General features: G+C 66.1%; 15 protein-coding genes and 2 tRNA genes. 9 read left to right on the top strand and 8 right to left on the bottom strand.

Annotation, left to right across the window (positions count from 1 at the left end; all coding sequences use genetic code 11):
* Positions 1–3 precede the first annotated feature (3 nt).
* Together WS61_RS17980 and WS61_RS17975 are read right to left on the bottom strand one after the other, a co-directional pair.
* Positions 4–80 (bottom strand) — tRNA-Arg (locus tag WS61_RS17980).
* 191 nt (positions 81–271) lie between these two features.
* A complete protein-coding gene (locus tag WS61_RS17975; RefSeq protein ID WP_034206973.1) occupies positions 272–1,102 on the bottom strand; it encodes an undecaprenyl-diphosphate phosphatase in 831 nt (276 codons plus the stop codon).
* Between the two features lie 477 nt (positions 1,103–1,579).
* On the opposite strand from WS61_RS17975, the gene WS61_RS17970 reads away from it, so the two are divergent.
* From WS61_RS17970 to WS61_RS17950, 5 genes are all read left to right on the top strand, one after another.
* Positions 1,580–2,491, top strand: a complete 912-nt coding sequence (locus WS61_RS17970) for an aldose epimerase (protein ID WP_059502007.1) — start codon at positions 1,580–1,582, stop codon at positions 2,489–2,491.
* Between the two features lie 131 nt (positions 2,492–2,622).
* Complete coding sequence (locus tag WS61_RS17965) at positions 2,623–3,324, top strand: peptidoglycan DD-metalloendopeptidase family protein (protein ID WP_059502006.1); 702 nt, start codon at positions 2,623–2,625, stop codon at positions 3,322–3,324.
* Positions 3,325–3,691: 367 nt separating this feature from the next.
* Positions 3,692–5,311, top strand: coding sequence for an acyl-CoA synthetase (locus WS61_RS17960; protein WP_059502003.1), 1,620 nt, complete (start codon positions 3,692–3,694; stop codon positions 5,309–5,311).
* A gap of 70 nt (positions 5,312–5,381) precedes the next feature.
* Complete coding sequence (locus WS61_RS17955; protein ID WP_059502001.1) at positions 5,382–5,705, top strand: DUF2288 domain-containing protein; 324 nt, start codon at positions 5,382–5,384, stop codon at positions 5,703–5,705.
* 10 nt (positions 5,706–5,715) lie between these two features.
* The gene (locus WS61_RS17950; protein WP_059501999.1) at positions 5,716–7,095 is read left to right on the top strand and encodes an MATE family efflux transporter; all 1,380 of its coding nucleotides are present in this window, start codon (positions 5,716–5,718) and stop codon (positions 7,093–7,095) included.
* A 19-nt stretch (positions 7,096–7,114) separates the two neighbouring features.
* Here WS61_RS17950 and WS61_RS35235 read toward each other — a convergent pair whose 3' ends face one another.
* The gene (locus tag WS61_RS35235; protein WP_095211771.1) at positions 7,115–7,291 is read right to left on the bottom strand and encodes a hypothetical protein; all 177 of its coding nucleotides are present in this window, start codon (positions 7,289–7,291) and stop codon (positions 7,115–7,117) included.
* Positions 7,292–7,427: 136 nt separating this feature from the next.
* On the opposite strand from WS61_RS35235, the gene WS61_RS35230 reads away from it, so the two are divergent.
* Positions 7,428–7,598, top strand: coding sequence for a hypothetical protein (locus WS61_RS35230; RefSeq protein WP_175888554.1), 171 nt, complete (start codon positions 7,428–7,430; stop codon positions 7,596–7,598).
* Positions 7,599–7,806: 208 nt separating this feature from the next.
* Here WS61_RS35230 and WS61_RS17945 read toward each other — a convergent pair whose 3' ends face one another.
* Together WS61_RS17945 and sixA are read right to left on the bottom strand one after the other, a co-directional pair.
* Positions 7,807–8,613 carry a GNAT family N-acetyltransferase gene (locus tag WS61_RS17945; RefSeq protein WP_034206968.1) on the bottom strand — a complete coding sequence of 269 codons (807 nt, stop codon included), beginning with the start codon at positions 8,611–8,613 and terminating at the stop codon, positions 7,807–7,809.
* Positions 8,614–8,783: 170 nt separating this feature from the next.
* Positions 8,784–9,245: a phosphohistidine phosphatase SixA gene (gene sixA / locus WS61_RS17940; RefSeq protein WP_059501998.1), complete on the bottom strand. Its 462-nt coding sequence runs from the start codon at positions 9,243–9,245 to the stop codon at positions 8,784–8,786.
* A 140-nt stretch (positions 9,246–9,385) separates the two neighbouring features.
* Between sixA and WS61_RS17935 the strand changes: the two genes are divergently transcribed.
* A tRNA-Pro gene (locus tag WS61_RS17935) sits at positions 9,386–9,462 on the top strand.
* Positions 9,463–9,681: 219 nt separating this feature from the next.
* Positions 9,682–10,116 (top strand): hypothetical protein, encoded by a 435-nt coding sequence (locus WS61_RS17930; RefSeq protein ID WP_059502123.1) that lies wholly within the window; start codon positions 9,682–9,684, stop codon positions 10,114–10,116.
* A 100-nt stretch (positions 10,117–10,216) separates the two neighbouring features.
* Here the strand turns inward: WS61_RS17930 and ppx are convergent, their stop codons facing one another.
* Positions 10,217–11,731, bottom strand: a complete 1,515-nt coding sequence (gene ppx, locus WS61_RS17925) for an exopolyphosphatase (protein WP_059501996.1) — start codon at positions 11,729–11,731, stop codon at positions 10,217–10,219.
* 279 nt (positions 11,732–12,010) lie between these two features.
* On the opposite strand from ppx, the gene ppk1 reads away from it, so the two are divergent.
* Positions 12,011–14,074 carry a polyphosphate kinase 1 gene (gene ppk1 / locus WS61_RS17920; RefSeq protein WP_059501994.1) on the top strand — a complete coding sequence of 688 codons (2,064 nt, stop codon included), beginning with the start codon at positions 12,011–12,013 and terminating at the stop codon, positions 14,072–14,074.
* 85 nt (positions 14,075–14,159) lie between these two features.
* Here the strand turns inward: ppk1 and phoR are convergent, their stop codons facing one another.
* Both phoR and phoB read right to left on the bottom strand, forming a co-directional pair.
* The gene (phoR, locus tag WS61_RS17915) at positions 14,160–15,479 is read right to left on the bottom strand and encodes a phosphate regulon sensor histidine kinase PhoR (RefSeq protein WP_059501992.1); all 1,320 of its coding nucleotides are present in this window, start codon (positions 15,477–15,479) and stop codon (positions 14,160–14,162) included.
* A gap of 57 nt (positions 15,480–15,536) precedes the next feature.
* A complete protein-coding gene (phoB, locus tag WS61_RS17910; protein ID WP_006750313.1) occupies positions 15,537–16,238 on the bottom strand; it encodes a phosphate regulon transcriptional regulator PhoB in 702 nt (233 codons plus the stop codon).
* Positions 16,239–16,251 lie beyond the last annotated feature (13 nt).

Genomic DNA, 16,251 nt, shown 5'->3' with positions numbered 1-16,251 from the left:
TTCTGGCCCGCCCTACACGATTCGAACGTGTGACCTACGGCTTAGAAGGCCGTTGCTCTATCCAACTGAGCTAAGGGCGGTCGAGGGAGAAAAGACATGGCCTGACGCGGACCGCATTGGAGCATCGGGCTTTTGAGCGAGGAGCAACGGCAACACCGCCCGCAATCACAACCACTCAACCCCCCGAAACCAAAACGGGCCCGACACGAAGCCGAGCCCGAAATTATACCCGATCATCGCGCCGGATCACGCGAGACCAGCGCCCGCGGCGTCAAACCGGCTGCGGATGCAGCATGAACCAGCCGAGGCAGAACACACCGGCGATCACACAATACACGCCGAACGACGCGAGCCGGCCGCGCCCTTCGAAATAGCGCATCAGAAACCGCACGCTCAGGTACGCGGCGATCGCCGTCAGCACGCCGCCGAGCAGCGCATCGGCGAGCTGATCGCGCGCATGGAACAGCTTCGGCAATTCGAGCACGCCCGCGGCGAAGATGATCGGCGTGCCGAGCAGAAACGAGAATTCCGCCGCCTTCTCCGCCGTCAGCCCCGCCGCGTTGCCGGCGATCATCGTCAACCCGCTGCGCGAGAAGCCCGGAATCAGTGCGCCGATCTGCGCGAGGCCCACGAAGAACGCCTGCTTGAACGTCATCTTCTCGGGCGGCCGATGCGCGCGGCTGCGCTGAATACGATCGCCGAGCCACAGCAACACGCCATTGACAATCAGCGCGATCGCGACGATCCGCAGATCGTGAAACACGCGTTCGATGCGCTTCTCGAGCAGCAGCCCGACGATGCCGGTCGGAATCGTGCCGATGATCAGCGCCCACATCAGGTGCCCGTCGTCGTTCTTGCGGCCGCCGAGCTGCGCGAAGAAGCCGCCGATCAGCGCGATCCAGCGCGCGCGGAAGTACCACAGCAGCGCCAGCGCGGTGCCGAGGTGGAGCGCGACGAGAAAGGGCAGCAGTTGCGGCGCGTGCTTGTCGATGTGCATGCCGAACAGCGCCGGCACGAGCAGCGTATGGCCAAGACTGCTGACGGGGAAGAGTTCGGTAACGCCCTGCAGGACGCTCAGGAATACCAGAAACCAGAGGCTCACGCGTCGGTCCTTTTAGTGAAGATTAAGCGGGAAGGAAGGCGGACGACGCGATGCGCGTCCTGAAAAACGCGCCCCGATTATGCCGAGGCAGGATTACTGCGCCAAGGCATTTGGCAGGATATTGCGGCAATGCACACAAACGCTTGCAATTTGTAAGCGCTCAGAAAGCAAAAAGCCCGCCATTTGCATGGCGGGCTTGTAGGCTTCGGCAGAAATTGCCGTCAGCGGCCGAGCTGATAGAAAAATAATACCGTGCTGCCGGTAAACATGCCGAACAGTGCGATTCCCATTGCCATTGCCAGATCCATGGCCCCCTCCGCGAAGTGTCATGACCCGGCAACATCACCGGTTTAGAGGCATTATCCAGACCGTCGACGGCGTTAAAAACTCGCAATTTCCCGAGAAGGGTTTTCCCCGACCGCCTGCGGCCCGATAATGGAACGCACGTTGCTCCAGTCACTTCCAACCCGATTCGCCATGCCCACCTTCCAGCAACACGACATTCACGAACTTCACGCCGGCCCGTCGCTCGCCCGGGTCGCTCCGCAATTCGGCGGCCGTCTGCTGTCCTGGCACGTCGATGGCGAACCGGTGATCTTCTGGCCGGAAACCGCCGATTGGAACAACCTCGCCCGCGTGCGCGGCGGCAATCCGCTGCTGTTTCCGTTCCTCGGCCGCCACCGCGTCGACGGTGAAATCGGTCGCTGGCGCGACGCCGCCGGCGTGGTTCGCGATCTGCCGATGCACGGTTTTGCGCGCGACCTGCCGTTCGACGCGCACCCGTCGGCCGACGGCGCCGCGCTGACGATGACGCTCGACGCAAACGACGCGCTGCACGCGAGCTACCCGTTCGATTTCCGGTTCGAAACGACCTACCGGCTGGCCGACGCGCATACGCTGGAAGTCGCGCTGACGACCGCCAATCGCGGCGACACGCCACTACCCTATTACGCCGGCCACCATTTCTACTTCGCGCTGCCGCACGACGAGCGGGCCGACACCCTCCTCGAGCTGCCGCCGACCCGCCGTTGCCAACAGCGCGCGGACGGCTCGATCAGCCCGCTCGAACCAGGCGAAGCCCGTTACCGCCTCGACAATCCGGACATCCTCGATCGTTTCCACTGTCTCGACGGCGAGCCGTCCGCGCCGGTGCGCATCGTGATGCCGGGCCGCCGTCGCACGATCGAGATCGCGCTGGACGTGCCGGGCTCGATCCCGTGGTATGCGGTCACGACGTGGACCGAAAAGCCGGATTCGGACTTCTATTGCGTCGAGCCGTGGCTCGGCCTGCCCGATGCGATCCACAACGGCCTCGGGCTGCGCATGCTCGCACCGGGCGCGACCGAAACGGCCACGCTGCGGATCCGCGTCGCCCCGCTCGCCGGCTGATTCGGCACGCATCGAACCGGGGCGCGGCGACCCGCCTGCGACCGAAACTGCGGTGCGCGGGTCGAACCCGTTAAAATCGGACGTTTTGTGTTGCCTGCCGCGTCACGCGCGGCAGGGTTTTGCGAGGTTCAATGTTCGGAACAACAACGAAGCGACTCTTCGCAGCCGCCTGCGCCGCCCTGCTCGTCGCGTGCGGCTCCGCGCCCGTCGGCCCCGGGTTCTATCGCGTCGAGCGTGGCGACACGCTCTACAAGATCGCGCGTGAAAACCGCACGTCGGTACAGAGCATCGTGCGCTGGAACCAAATGACGAACCCCGATGCGATCGAAGTCGGCCAGGTGCTGCGCGTCGCACCGCCGCCCGGCACGGCCACCGCATCGACGCCATCGACCACCGGCACCGGCAGCGCGGGCCGCGCGCGGCCGGCCCCTTCCGCGCCGGTCGAATCGGCCGTGAAACCGGCCACGAGCATTGCGCTGATCTGGCCGGCGGCCGGCAACGTGGTGCGCACGTTCGACGGTTCGAAATCGAAGGGCATCGATATCGCGAATTCGCCGGGCACGCCCGTGGTCGCGGCCGCACCGGGTGTCGTGGTCTATGCCGGTAACGGGTTGCGCGGCTACGGCAACCTGATCATCCTGAAGCACAACGCCGATTACCTGACGGCCTACGCGCACAACCGCGCGTTGCTGGTGAAGGAAGGCCAGTCGGTCACGCAAGGGCAATCGATTGCCGAGATGGGCAACAGCGACAGCGATCGCGTCGCGCTGCATTTCGAGCTGCGCTATGGCGGCCGCTCGATCGATCCGTCACGCTACCTGCCGGCGCGCTGAGCGCGCGATGGACGACACGCGACGCCGGCGCGCATCGCGTGCCGTCACGGCGAAAACGGAAAAAATCGAGTCAGCGCTTGCGCAGACGTCCGGTGAAACGGCCGGACAACGGATCGACATGACGAGCAAACGCCACCAGCACACCGATTCCGATCAGGCTGAACCCCGCAGCTATCAGAAGCAAATCCATGGTCACACCACTGTTTTGTCTTGATCTTATGCGTCATTGTGGAATCGTGCACTGAGCCGTAACTGTTGGACGAGTCAGAACATTCCCTATCAGCGAACACCATTGTGAATTCGTCTGCGTGAAATCCTGATGTAAGCCGTTCACCCGACGCCACGCCGACATCCGGGAGACCATGCGATGCTGCCCGCCGCCGACCGCTACGACCACCTCCTCTCCCGCTTCCACTGGGACATTCCGACGCATTACAACATCGGCGTGGACGTGTGCGACAAATGGGCCGACGGCAGCGGACGCCTCGCGCTGATCCACGAAACGGCGCAAGGCGACGTCTCCCGCATCACGTTCGACGACCTGAAGAATGCTTCTAACCGGCTCGCGAACAGCTTTGCGCGCGCCGGCCTGCGGCGCGGCGACCGGATCGGCATCTTTCTCGCGCAGGGCCCCGAAACGGCGATCGCCCATCTCGCCGCGTACAAGTTCGGCGCGATCGCCGTGCCGCTCTTCACGCTGTTCGGCGTCGATGCGCTCGAGTACCGGCTCGCGAACAGCGAAGCCGCCACGCTCGTCACCGACGCGGCCGGCTACGCGAAGATCGCGCCGCTGCGCGCACGGCTGCCGGCACTGCATACCGTCTACTGCATCGGCGACGATGCGCCCGATGCGCCGGGCGTGCTTCGCTATGACGCGGCGCTCGCCGCCGAATCGCCGGACTTCGTGCCGGCCGATACGGCCGCCGACGATCCGGCCGTGATCATCTATACGTCCGGCACGACGGGCAAGCCGAAAGGCGCGCTACACGCGCATCGCGTGCTGCTCGGCCACCTGCCGGGCGTCGAGATGTCGCAGCAGTGCTTCCCGCGCGACGCACGCCTGTTCTGGACGCCCGCCGACTGGGCATGGATCGGCGGGCTGCTCGACGTGCTGCTGCCGTCATGGCATCACGGCGTGCCGGTACTCGCGCGCCGCTTCGAGAAATTCGACGGCGACGCGGCGTTCGCGCTGATGGCGCGGCACGGCGTCACCCACGCGTTTCTGCCGCCCACCGCGCTGAAGCTGATGCGCGCCGTCGCGGCGCCGCGCGAACGCTACGCGTTGTCGCTGAAATCGGTCGCAAGCGGCGGCGAATCGCTCGGCACCGAATTGACGGCGTGGGGCCGCGACGCGCTCGGCGTGACGATCAACGAGTTCTACGGGCAGACCGAGTGCAACATGGTGCTGTCGTCGTGCGCGGCGCTGTTCGATGCGCAGCCCGGCGCGATCGGCAAGGCGGTGCCCGGCCATGCGGTCGCGATCGTCGACGCTGAGGGCGCGCCGCTGCCGCCCGGCGTCGAAGGCCGCATCGCGGTGCGCCGCCCCGATCCGGTGATGTTTCTCGAATACTGGCGCAACCCCGGCGCGACGCGCGACAAGTTCGCGGGCGACTACCTGCTCACCGGCGATACGGGCACGATCGATGCCGACGGTTTCGTGCGCTTCGTCGGCCGCGACGACGACGTAATCACGAGCGCCGGTTACCGGATCGGCCCGGGCCCGATCGAGGATTGCCTGCTCACGCATCCGGCGGTGCGAATGGCGGCCGTCGTCGGCGTGCCCGACGCGACGCGCACCGAAATCGTCAAGGCGTTCGTCGTGCTGAACCCCGGCCACGCCGGCGACGCTGCGCTCGTGAGCGCGCTGCAGGAACACGTGCGCACGCGACTCGCCGCGCACGAGTATCCGCGCGCGATCGCGTTCGTCGACAGCCTGCCGATGACCGCCACCGGCAAAATCGTGCGCCGCGCGCTGCGCGACGCGTGAGCGGCCCGCTCGCTCGGCCCGCTCGGCCGGATGGTTTATAGTGGCGCCACGCAGTTTTTCCAAGAAACCGATGTCCTCTGATCAACACTCCGCCACGGGCGCGCCGCACAGCCCGCTCTACGCCAAACTCCTCGGCGAGACCGCCAAGATCGACTGGTGCGATCTCGAACGCTTCTTCGCGCAGGGCAAGCTGCTGTCGGTTGCGCGCGACCTCGATCTCGTCAGCGTCGCGGAAGCGGTCGCCAGCGACGATACCGAACAGGTCACGCGCTGGCTGTCGTCCGGCCTCGTCGCGCGCATGCCGGCCGAGACCGCAGCCGACTACGCGACGCGCAATCCGGAACTGTGGGCGGTCGTCGTCTCGCCGTGGGTCTGCGTACAGGAACGCGCCTGACGCGTCCGCCATGTCCGAATCCGCCTTACCTCACGGGGCCGGCGGCGCTGCGGCCGCCGTCACGGATCGGCGCGTCCTCGCGCTCGCGTTCCCGATCGTCGTCGCGAACCTGACCCAGCCGATCCTCGGCGCCGTCGACACGGCCGTCGCCGGCCACCTCGACGGGGCGCAATATCTCGGCGGCGTCGCGCTCGGCGGGCTGTTCTTCAATTTCGTGTTCTGGGGCTTCGGCTTCCTTCGGATGGGAACCACCGGCCTCGTCGCGCAGGCGCATGGCGCCGGCAACGCCGCCGGGATCCGCCTGAATCTGCTGCGCGCGCTGATCGTCGCGTTCGCGCTCGGCGCCGCGGTGCTCGCGCTGCAGGCGCCGCTGCTGTCGTTCGCGCTGTCCGCGCTCGGCGGCAGCGACGCCGTCCACACGACGGCGCTCGCATACAGCCACGCACGGATCTGGAGCGCGCCGTTCGCGCTCGCGAACTACGTGGTGCTCGGTTACCTGCTCGGCGTGCAGCGCGTTCGGCTCGCACTCGTCGCACAGGTGTTCATCAATGCGGTGAACATCGGCGCCGTGCTGCTCTACGTGTACGGTTTCGGTTGGGGCATCGCCGGCATCGGCGCCGCGACCGCCACCGCGGACGCGTGCGGCTTCGCGCTCGGCGCGTGGATGCTGTGGCGGCTGCGGCCGCGCGGCCTTGCACCGCTCGCGGTACGCGCGCTTGCCGATCGGGTCGCGCTCAAGCGGCTGATCGTGCTCAATCGCGACATCTTCCTGCGCACCCTGTGCCTGCTCGGCGCATTCGGGTGGTTCGCGCATCTCGGCGCAAAACAAGGCGACGCGACACTCGCCGCGAATGCGCTGCTGCTGAATTTTCAGACCTTCATGGCGTACGGCCTCGACGGCTTCGCGCATGCGGCCGAGGCGCTCGTCGGCGCGGCGGCCGGCGCGCGCGATCGCCACGCATTCCGGCAAGCCGTGCGCGTCACGCTGCTCTGGTCGGCGCTCGGTGCGCTGCTGTTCGCGCTCGTTTACTGGGCCGCGGGCGGCTGGATCGTCGCGCGTCTGACCGATCAGGCCGAGATCCGCGCCGTCGCGCTGCGCTACCTGCCGTGGGCCGCGATCTCGCCGATCGTGTCGGTCTGGGGCTTCCTTCTCGACGGCGTGTTCATCGGCGCGACGCAGACGCAGTCGCTGATGCGCGCGATGGTCGTGTCGTTGTCGATCTTCATCGCGGCCACGCTCGCCGCCGTCGACACGTTCGGCAATCACGGTCTCTGGTTCGCGCTACTGCTGTTCATGGCGGCGCGCGGCGCGACGCTCGCGCGCTACCTGCCGGCGCTGTTGCAGCGCATTGGCGCGGACCCGCAAGCCGCATCCGCGGCCCGCGCGTGACAGCGGGGCCGAGCGACCGTTACTGCACGGGTTTCGGCGACGGCGCGTCGAGCATCGACGGCGGCGTCATGTCGGTCGGCACGCCGCGATAGTCAGCCGGATCCTCGGGCGGGTGACCGCGGCGCGCCTGGCGGGGATCGCTGCTGCAGGCGGCAAGAAGGGATGCGACCAGCACGGCCAGCATGATACGGCTCATCAGGTAGGGCTCCAGAAAACGGCGCGCCCATCGCACGCCGGGACCGCGCCGAGTCTAGCGGAAATCCGGTTTCGGGGTTGCGCCGTCCATGTCCTACTATGTACGCATGGCGCTGTGCCGTTGAAAGGAGGCTGCCATGTCGTCTGAGGAAATTGCGGGCCTGATCGGTCTGTTCATCGGTGTGATGGTACTGGTCGCGCTGTCGTACTTCGAGTCGCGCGAATACAAGCGCAGCCACGAAGGCGAAGGGATGATCCACCACTGGATGGCGGAACACCACCTGCTCGACTGGCGGCGCAAGCACTGAGCGCGCGCCGCTGCCGTACGGCCCTCCTCCGGGCCGCCGCGAACGTGCCGCCCCGCGGCACGGTGATCGCTGCGTATCGCTGAAATTATCAGGGGCCAGGTACGCACACGTTAACCGCATACACGAACGCCGTCGCGCGGCACAGGCCACGCGACGGCGTTCGCTTGCGCGCGCCGCACCTCGGAAGGTGCGACGCGATTCGACCCGCTCAGCCCAGGAAGTGGCGGGCGTAGCGCGCGTTGATGTCCGACAGGCGGAACAGCGTCAGGAAATCCGCGCAGTTGAAGTCGGGATCCCAGGCCGGTGCGCCGCAAATCTTCGCACCGAGACGCAGGTAACCCTTGATCAGCGGCGGCGGCGCGACCACGGTGCCCGTCTGCAGTTCGTCGACCGGCAGCGCCGTGTGCGGGAACGCGCGATACTCGGGCGCCGTCAGCGAGCCTGCCGACAGCGACTGGTACAGGTTCGCCGCATAGTGACCGCCATCGGCCATCGACACGCTCGCGCAGCCGAGCATCGTTTCGTAGCCGTTCTGCATCATGTACGCGCCGAGGCCGCCCCACAGCGCCATGATGACGGCGCCGCTGCGATAGTCGCTGTGCACGCACGAGCGGCCGACCTCGACCATCTTGCCGCGCAGGTGCGTGAGCCGCGACAGGTCGAATTCGCCTTCGGCGTACAGGCGGCCGACACGCGCCGCCTGGTGCGGCGGCAGCACGCGGTACGTGCCGACGACTTTCAACGTGTCGAGATCGCGGACCAGGAGGTGGTCGCAATACGCGTCGAACGGATCGACGTCGAGCCCGGAAGGGCCGCTGACCTGCGCGCCCATCTCTTCGGCGAACACGCTGTAGCGCAGGCGCTGGGCTTCGCGCAATTCGTCTTCCGTACGCGCCCATGCGGCGCGCAGGCGATACTCCGATGTGACGGTTTCACTGGCGCGCGGCAGGTGACGCCGCGACGTGTCGAGGGGCAGCGAGGCAAAAGGGAGCGTAGGCGTCGGCAGTTCTCGCATTAGGCTTTCCTGGTCGTAAGGAATAGGACGACATGCCCGCCAATGTAGTAATCGGCCGTGACCGTTATGTGGCACGACCGTGTCCTTTCAATGACGTGTCGCCGATTTGACTTTAGCAGAAAGCTCGCGAAACGGTATGATCAATCCCTTCAAACCAATTCAGACGGGCCTTACACCAGTTCGGGCGTCAGGACCGCCCGCAGCACGGCCTGCCGGCTGCCGTCGCGCGTGCGGCTCGCCAGCCACACGATTCCGCCCTTCTTGATGCTCCAGCTGTCGTCGCCGCCGGCGATCAATTGCGCGGCGACGCTGCCGAGCGTCGGCTGATGGCCGACGATCACGACCGTCGGGGCGATGCCTTCCGGCCAGCCGGCCGCTGCCAGCACGTCGTCGACGCCGCCGCCTGGGGCAAGCGCGTCGACGGTGCGGTACTGGTCGGTCAGTGCCTCGACGGTCTGGACGGTGCGCGCCGCCGGGCTCGCGAGGATCACGGTATTCGTCTCGAGACGGCCGCGCAGCCATTTGGCCATTGCCTGCGCATCCTTGCGGCCGCGCACGGTCAGCTGGCGCGCGAGGTCGCTCGTCGCGTAGTCTTCGGCCTCGGCATGGCGCCACAGGATCAGGTTCATCATGATGTTCTCCTTGCTTCGGCGCGCGGGGCGGCCGATCTCACGAGAATTGTCGCAAATCGCGGCCGGTTCGCGGTCGGGGCATTTACCCGCATATCGTGATTGACCGAATCGGTCATTCGACGTTATTATCTTTGGCTCGTCGGAGCGTAGCGCAGCCTGGTAGCGCATCTGATTTGGGATCAGAGGGTCGAAGGTTCGAATCCTTTCGCTCCGACCAAAGGAATCAAGGGATTACGGTTGAACACCGTAATCCCTTTTTCCGTTTACGGGCGATTTTTGCCGGCATCTTGGATGCTCACCCGTTTTCGGCACGCGCGGCGCGCGGTCCGGGCACGGATCAACCACCGCATCGACGCACCCGCGCATACACTGCCAAGCCCGCGCACGAAACTTGCTGGAACACGCGATAATACGAATGAACAACCCGCAACCGCGCATGAAAAACAACGTTCTCAAGCCAGCCCTCTGCGCGTCGCTGCTCGTGCTCGCCACCGCCGGCTCTGCGTCGGCGAAAGCGCTCGACGACGCGCTCGACTGCCATTCGACCGGCCACAAGTTCGTCGCGCCGCTGCTCGCCGCCGGCGACATCCAGTCGGAGCCGATGCACGTCGAATCCAACTCGGTCAATGCGTTCCGCACGAACCGCCCGCTGACGGCCTACGGCTTCGGCGTCTATGTCGTGCTCGGCTACCAGGCGAATGACCCGATCTTCCGTCCTGGCGACGGCACGCCGATCGGCGACTGGGCTTACGGCGTCGTCGTGCGCGGCACCAAGAGCTCGGTCGAGGAAGCCGTGCGCAAGGCCGGCAGCGACGCAACCGTCAAGCAGGCGTTCCCGTTCCTGACCGCGATCGTCTGCTCGTCGGACTGAGCGGACCGCCCGCACGCTGGTGCGGCCGCGCCTGACGGGTGCGCGCCGCCGGCATCGCTCCACCCGGAGCCCACGCGCCTTCCGGCCCGCTATCGCCCCGTCACGCGCCGGTATACACCACGCGATACGGGATACCGACCTTCTCCCACTCCGCCGCCTCCTGGCTGAGGCTGTAGTCGGTCAACGGGTTCTGCTCGACCCAGGCGTTCGGCAGACGCACCTCATAGCCGCCCTTCTTCATCTGCGAAACGGAAATGTCGGGCAGCCCCGCGTCGGTCCGGCGCCGGCACAGCAGCGCCGCGAGCCGCAAGCAGAACAGCAGCGGCCACTCGACCTCGCGCGCCTGCGACAATTTCCCGAGCTTGCCTGCATGGCCGAGCACGAGCGCGGCGAGTCGCGCCTGGTCGGTGCGCGAAAAACCCGGCATGTCCGCGTTGCTCGCGATATAGGCCGAATGCTTGTGATACGCGCTGTGCGAGATCGACAGACCGATCTCGTGCAACGCGGCCGCCCAGCCGAGGAACATCCGCCCTTCCTCGCGCGCTTCCTCGTCGTCTTCCTCGAGCTCGTCGTAGAAACGCCCCGCGAGCGCGCCGATCCGCTCGGCCTGCGCACGATCGACGCCGTAGCGGCGCATGAAACCCTCGACGGTCACCGCACGCATGTCCTCGTGCTGCGTCCGGCCGAGCAGGTCGTACAGCACGCCGAGGCGCAGCGCGCCGTCGGTCGTATCGACGTAGTCGACGCCCAGCTCCTCGAACACCGCGAGCATGATCGCCAGACCGCCCGCGAGCACCGGCACGCGGTCGGGCTTCAGCGCGATCAGCTTCAGCCGGTTGACGTTCTCCGCCTTGATCAGCGCACGCTTGAGCCGCTCGAGGCCGCCTCGCGAAATGCCGTGCGTGATGCCCGGATCGTTGAAGCCGTTCGCCTCGACGAGTTCCGCGAGCGCGCGCGCGGTGCCGGACGACCCGATCGCCTGGTCCCAGCCGGCCTTCTTGTATTCGCTCGAAATGATCTGGATCTCGCGCTTGGCCGCGAGTTCGGCCTGCCGCATCGTGTATTCGTCGACGTTGCCGGCCGGAAAGAAGGCGCGGCTATGGCTCACGCAGCCGATATATAGGCTCTCCATCACGATCGGCGTGTAGTGCGAACCGATGATGAATTCGGTCGAGCCGCCGCCGATGTCGACGACGAGCCGCTTGCCGGCGCTCGCCGGCACCGAGTGCGCGGCGCCCGCATAGATGAGGCGCGCCTCTTCGCGGCCCGCGATCACTTCGATCGGGAACCCGAGCGCCGCCTCGGCCTCGCCGAGGAATTCGGCGGCGTTCTTCGCGACGCGCAGCGTGTTGGTCGCCACCGCGCGCACATGATCGGGATGGAAATCGCGCAGGCGCTCGCCGAACCGCTTGAGCGCCTCCCAGCCACGCTCCTGCGACGCGCGATCGAGCATCTTGTCGCTCGACAGGCCGGCGGCCAGCCGGACCGGCTCGCGCAGCGCGTCGACGGGATAGATCTGGCTGCCCGCCGGCGTTTCCTCGACGCGCCCGACGATCAGCCGGAAGCTGTTCGAGCCGAGATCCACGGCAGCCAGCAAGTGGGGAGTTGTAACCATCAGAAGGGGGCTCCGTGCGCGTTCTTCCGCGGCAGCCGTTCCGGCAACCGCGGGCGATCAATCAAAGGCGACATTTTAAGCGTGGAACGCTTGCCGTTGCCACGCTTCACGGGCATGCACACGGCTCGATTCCATATAGCCGAAACATTTATGCGACGAAACGGTTACGGCGTAGAATTTCCCGATATAAAACCATTGTTGTCATCAGCACGTCATCGTACCGTGAGAGTTTCCGAGCGTCCTTTCGATTCATCGCCTGAATTCCCCCCTACTCTGCCGATGTCCGTCCGTTACCCGCTTCTCAATCGTGAACTCGGCATCCTCGGTTTCAACGAGCGCGTGCTGGCCCAGGCGGCCGATCCGCAAGTGCCGTTGCTCGAGCGCCTGCGCTTCATCTGCATCACCAGCAGCAACCTCGACGAATTCTTCGAAGTCCGGATGGCCGGCCTGCAGGAACAAATCCGCGACAACCCCGGCGCGCTGACGCCCGACGGCATGTCGTTACAGCACGCTTACGATCTCGTCGTCGAACGCGCGCAGCGGCTCGTTCATCGACAGTACACGATGCTGCACGAAACCGTGCTGCCGGCGCTCGAACAGGAAGGCATCTACTTCCATGCGAGCGACTCGTGGAACGACGAGCAGCTCGAATGGGCGCGCCACTACTTCCTCGACGAGCTGCTGCCCGTGCTGACGCCGATCGGCCTCGATCCCGCCCATCCGTTCCCGCGCGTGCTGAACAAGAGCCTGAACTTCGTCGTCGAGCTCGAAGGCCGCGACGCGTTCGGTCGCCAGGCCGTGATGGGCATCGTGCAGGCGCCGCGCGCGCTGCCGCGCGTGGTGCGCATGCCCCATGCGCTGTCGGGTTTCGAGCACGGCTTCGTGCTGTTGAGCTCGTTCATGCAGCGCTTCGTCGGCGAACTCTTCCCGCAACTCGTCGTGAAGAGCTGCAACCAGTTCCGCATCACGCGCAACAGCGAGCTGTTCGTCGACGAAGACGAAATCACGAACCTGCGTGTCGCGCTGCAGGGCGAACTGCCCGCGCGCCACCTCGGCAACGCGGTACGCCTCGAAGTGTCGGCCGACACGCCGCTGCACATCGTGCGACGCCTGCTCGAGGAAAGCGAACTCGGCGACAAGGACTGCTATCGCGTGGCCGGGTCCGTGAACCTCGTGCGCCTGATGCAGATTCCCGATCTCGTCGACCGCCCCGACCTGAAGTTCACGCCGTTTACCGCATCGACGCCTGCCGCCATCACCAACGCGCCGACGATGTTCGACGCGATCGACGCCGGCGATATCCTGCTGCACCACCCGTACGAGAGTTTCCAGCCGGTGCTCGAACTGCTGCAGCAGGCCGCGAGAGACCCGAGCGTCGTCGCGATCAAGCAGACGATCTACCGCACCGGCACCGACTCGCCGCTGATGGACGCGCTGATGGAAGCCGCGCGCAACGGCAAGGAAGTGACCGTCGTCGTCGAGCTGCTCGCGCGCTTCGACGAGGAAACCAACATCAACTGGGCGTCGCAGCTCGAAGCCGTCGGGGCGCATGTCGTGTACGGCGTGGTCGGCCACAAGTGCCACGCGAAGATGATGCTGATCGTGCGACGCGTGGTGCAGGCCGGCAAGGCGTCGCTGCGCCGCTACGTGCATCTCGGCACCGGCAACTACCATCCTCGCACCGCGCGCCTCTACACCGACTTCGGGTTGATGACGGCCGACCAGAAGATCTGCGAGGACGTTCATCACGTATTCCAGCAACTGACCGGGATCGGCGGCGAACTGACGCTGCACGAGCTGTGGCAGTCGCCGTTCACGCTGCATCCGCGCATCATCGATTCGATCCGCGCGGAGATCGTCAATGCGCAGGCCGGCAAGCGCGCGCGCATCGTCGCGAAAATGAACGCGCTGCTGGAGCCGTCGGTGATCGCCGCGCTGTACGAAGCGTCGCAGGCCGGCGTCAAGGTCGACCTGATCGTGCGCGGCGTCTGCGCGCTGAAGCCCGGCGTGCCGGGGCTGTCGGAAAACATCACGGTGCGCTCGATCGTCGGCCGCTTCCTCGAACACCACCGCATCTACTATTTCCACGCGGGCGGCGCCGAGGACGTCTATCTGTCGAGTGCCGACTGGATGGACCGCAACCTGTTCCGCCGCGTCGAAGTCGCGTTCCCGATCCGCGAGCGCAAGCTCAAGCGGCGCGTGATCGCCGAAGGGCTGTCGGTGTGCCTCGGCGACAATCAGTCGGCATGGCAGATGCACAGCGACGGCCACTATCGCCGCCGTCGCACCGGCAAGACGATCCGCAACGCGCAGCTCGGGTTACTCGCGAAATTCTGCTCGTGAGCCCTCGGCGCGATGCGGGTCGAGCGCCGCTTCGCCAAAAAAAAGCAGCCCGCGGGCTGCTTTTTTTACGCCGGCCGCTACGCGATCATGCCTCGTAAGCGGCCGGTCGAATCGCGATGATGCGCGAGCCCGGGAACCGTGCGGTGAACGTACTGCCGCGCCCTTCCTCGCTCTGCACGTACAGATGCGCGTCGTGCCGCTGCAGCACGTGCTTGACGATCGCGAGCCCGAGGCCCGTGCCGCCCGTATCGCGCGAACGGCTGCGATCGACGCGGTAGAAGCGCTCGGTGAGCCGCGGCAGGTCCGCGGCCGGAATCCCGAAGCCGCTGTCCGTGACGGAAAACACGCCCTGCGCGCCTTCGCGCCGCCACGACACGACGATCTTGCCGCCGTCCGGCGTATAGCGGATCGCGTTCGTGACGAGATTCGCGAACGCGCTGAACAGTTCCGTCTGCGCGCCCGTGACGCCGAGCGTCTCGTCGATCGAGAACGCGATGTCGTGATGCCCGTTCGACAGCGTGTGCGCATCCTCCTTCAGATGATCGAACACCGCACGCATGTCGATCGCGTGATCGACCGGCGGCTTGCTCTCGCCTTCCAGCTTCGCGAGCACCAGCAGGTCGGTTACGATGTGCCGCATCCGCGATGCCTGCTGCTCCATCATGTCGAGATAGCGCGCGCGATCCTCCTCGTTCAGCGGCAGCTCGCGCATCGTCTCGAGAAAGCCCGACAGCACGGTGAGCGGCGTCTTCAATTCGTGCGACACGTTCGCGACGAAGTCGCGCCGCATCGCGTCGGTGCGCTCGAGCTCGGTGATGTCCTGCGTGAGCAGCAGCTTGCGGTTCTCGCCGTACGGAAACACCTGCACGGCCAGCACGTTCTGCCGCGAGTCGCCCATGCCGCGCATCACGAGCGTCTCGTCGTAATGCTGCGCATTCAGGTAGCGGACGAAATCGGGATGGCGCACCAGGTTCGTGATGTGCTGGCGCAGGTCGCGCTTCGCATCGAGCCCGAAATGGACTTCGGCGATCGCGTTGCACCACTCGATCTGGTCGTGGTCGTCGAGCATCGCGACGCCGTTCGGCGATGCCTGGATCGCCTGGATGAAGCGCGAGTGCTGCTGTTCGACCTGTCGCACCTGCGCATGCCACTGCTTCGCGAGCTTGTGCAGCCGATAATAGATTTCGCCCCAGATGCCCGGCGCGCTCGGCACTTCGCCGTAGACCGGCGCATCGAGCAGGCGCCACAAACGTTGCGTATGGAAAGTGCTGAAAAAGCCCTGCGCGACCAGCATCACGACCACGAACGCAAGGCCCGCGGTCGGGCCGGCGAAGACGCCGACCAATACGCCGATCAGCACGAGCAGCACGAGCGACACCAGAAAGCGCGCCCAGATGATGTTCATGATTCAGCGTCCGAAAGAATGAACGGCATGCCGCGGCACACGGCATGCCCGAATACGTTACGCGTGCTTGGCGAGGCGGTAGCCGCTGCCGCGCACGGTTTCGATCATCGCATCGCAGCCGGCCGGTTTCAAGGCCGCGCGCAATCGTTTGATGTGCACGTCGACGGTACGCTCCTCGACGAACACATGGTCGCCCCACACCTGATCGAGCAGTTGCGTGCGGCTGTGCACGCGCTCCGGATGCGTCATGAAGAAATGCAGCAGGCGGAACTCGGTCGGGCCGAGATCGAGCTTGATCTCGCTGCCGTCGCCGTGCGCGGCGACGCGATGCGTGGCCGGATCGAGGCGCAGCCCGTTGATCGACACGACGTCCTCGGTCAGCTGCGGCGCGCGGCGGCGCAGCACGGCCTTGATGCGCGCCATCAGTTCCTTCGGCGAGAACGGCTTCGTCACGTAGTCGTCCGCGCCGATCTCGAGGCCGAGCACCTTGTCCTGCTCGTCGCCGCGGGCGGTGAGCATGATGATCGGGATGTGCTTGGTCCGTTCGTTGTTGCGCAGGTCGCGCGCGAACGCGATACCGGACTTGCCCGGCAGCATCCAGTCGAGCAGCACGAGATCGGGCAGCACGTCGCTGATCAGGTTCTGCGCCTGTTCGGCGTTGTACGCACGGATCGGGCAGTGACCGGCGTGCTGGAGATTCACCGAGATCAGTTCGGAAATCGCGGGCTCATCTTCAACGACGAGAATGTTGCTGGGCATCGGCACCTCTGTT

It is taken from the genome of Burkholderia sp. ABCPW 11, assembly GCF_001523445.1.
Classification (GTDB): domain Bacteria; phylum Pseudomonadota; class Gammaproteobacteria; order Burkholderiales; family Burkholderiaceae; genus Burkholderia.
The sequence above is the reverse complement of the archived record's forward strand: the minus strand, read 5'-3'. Positions and strand labels throughout refer to the sequence as shown.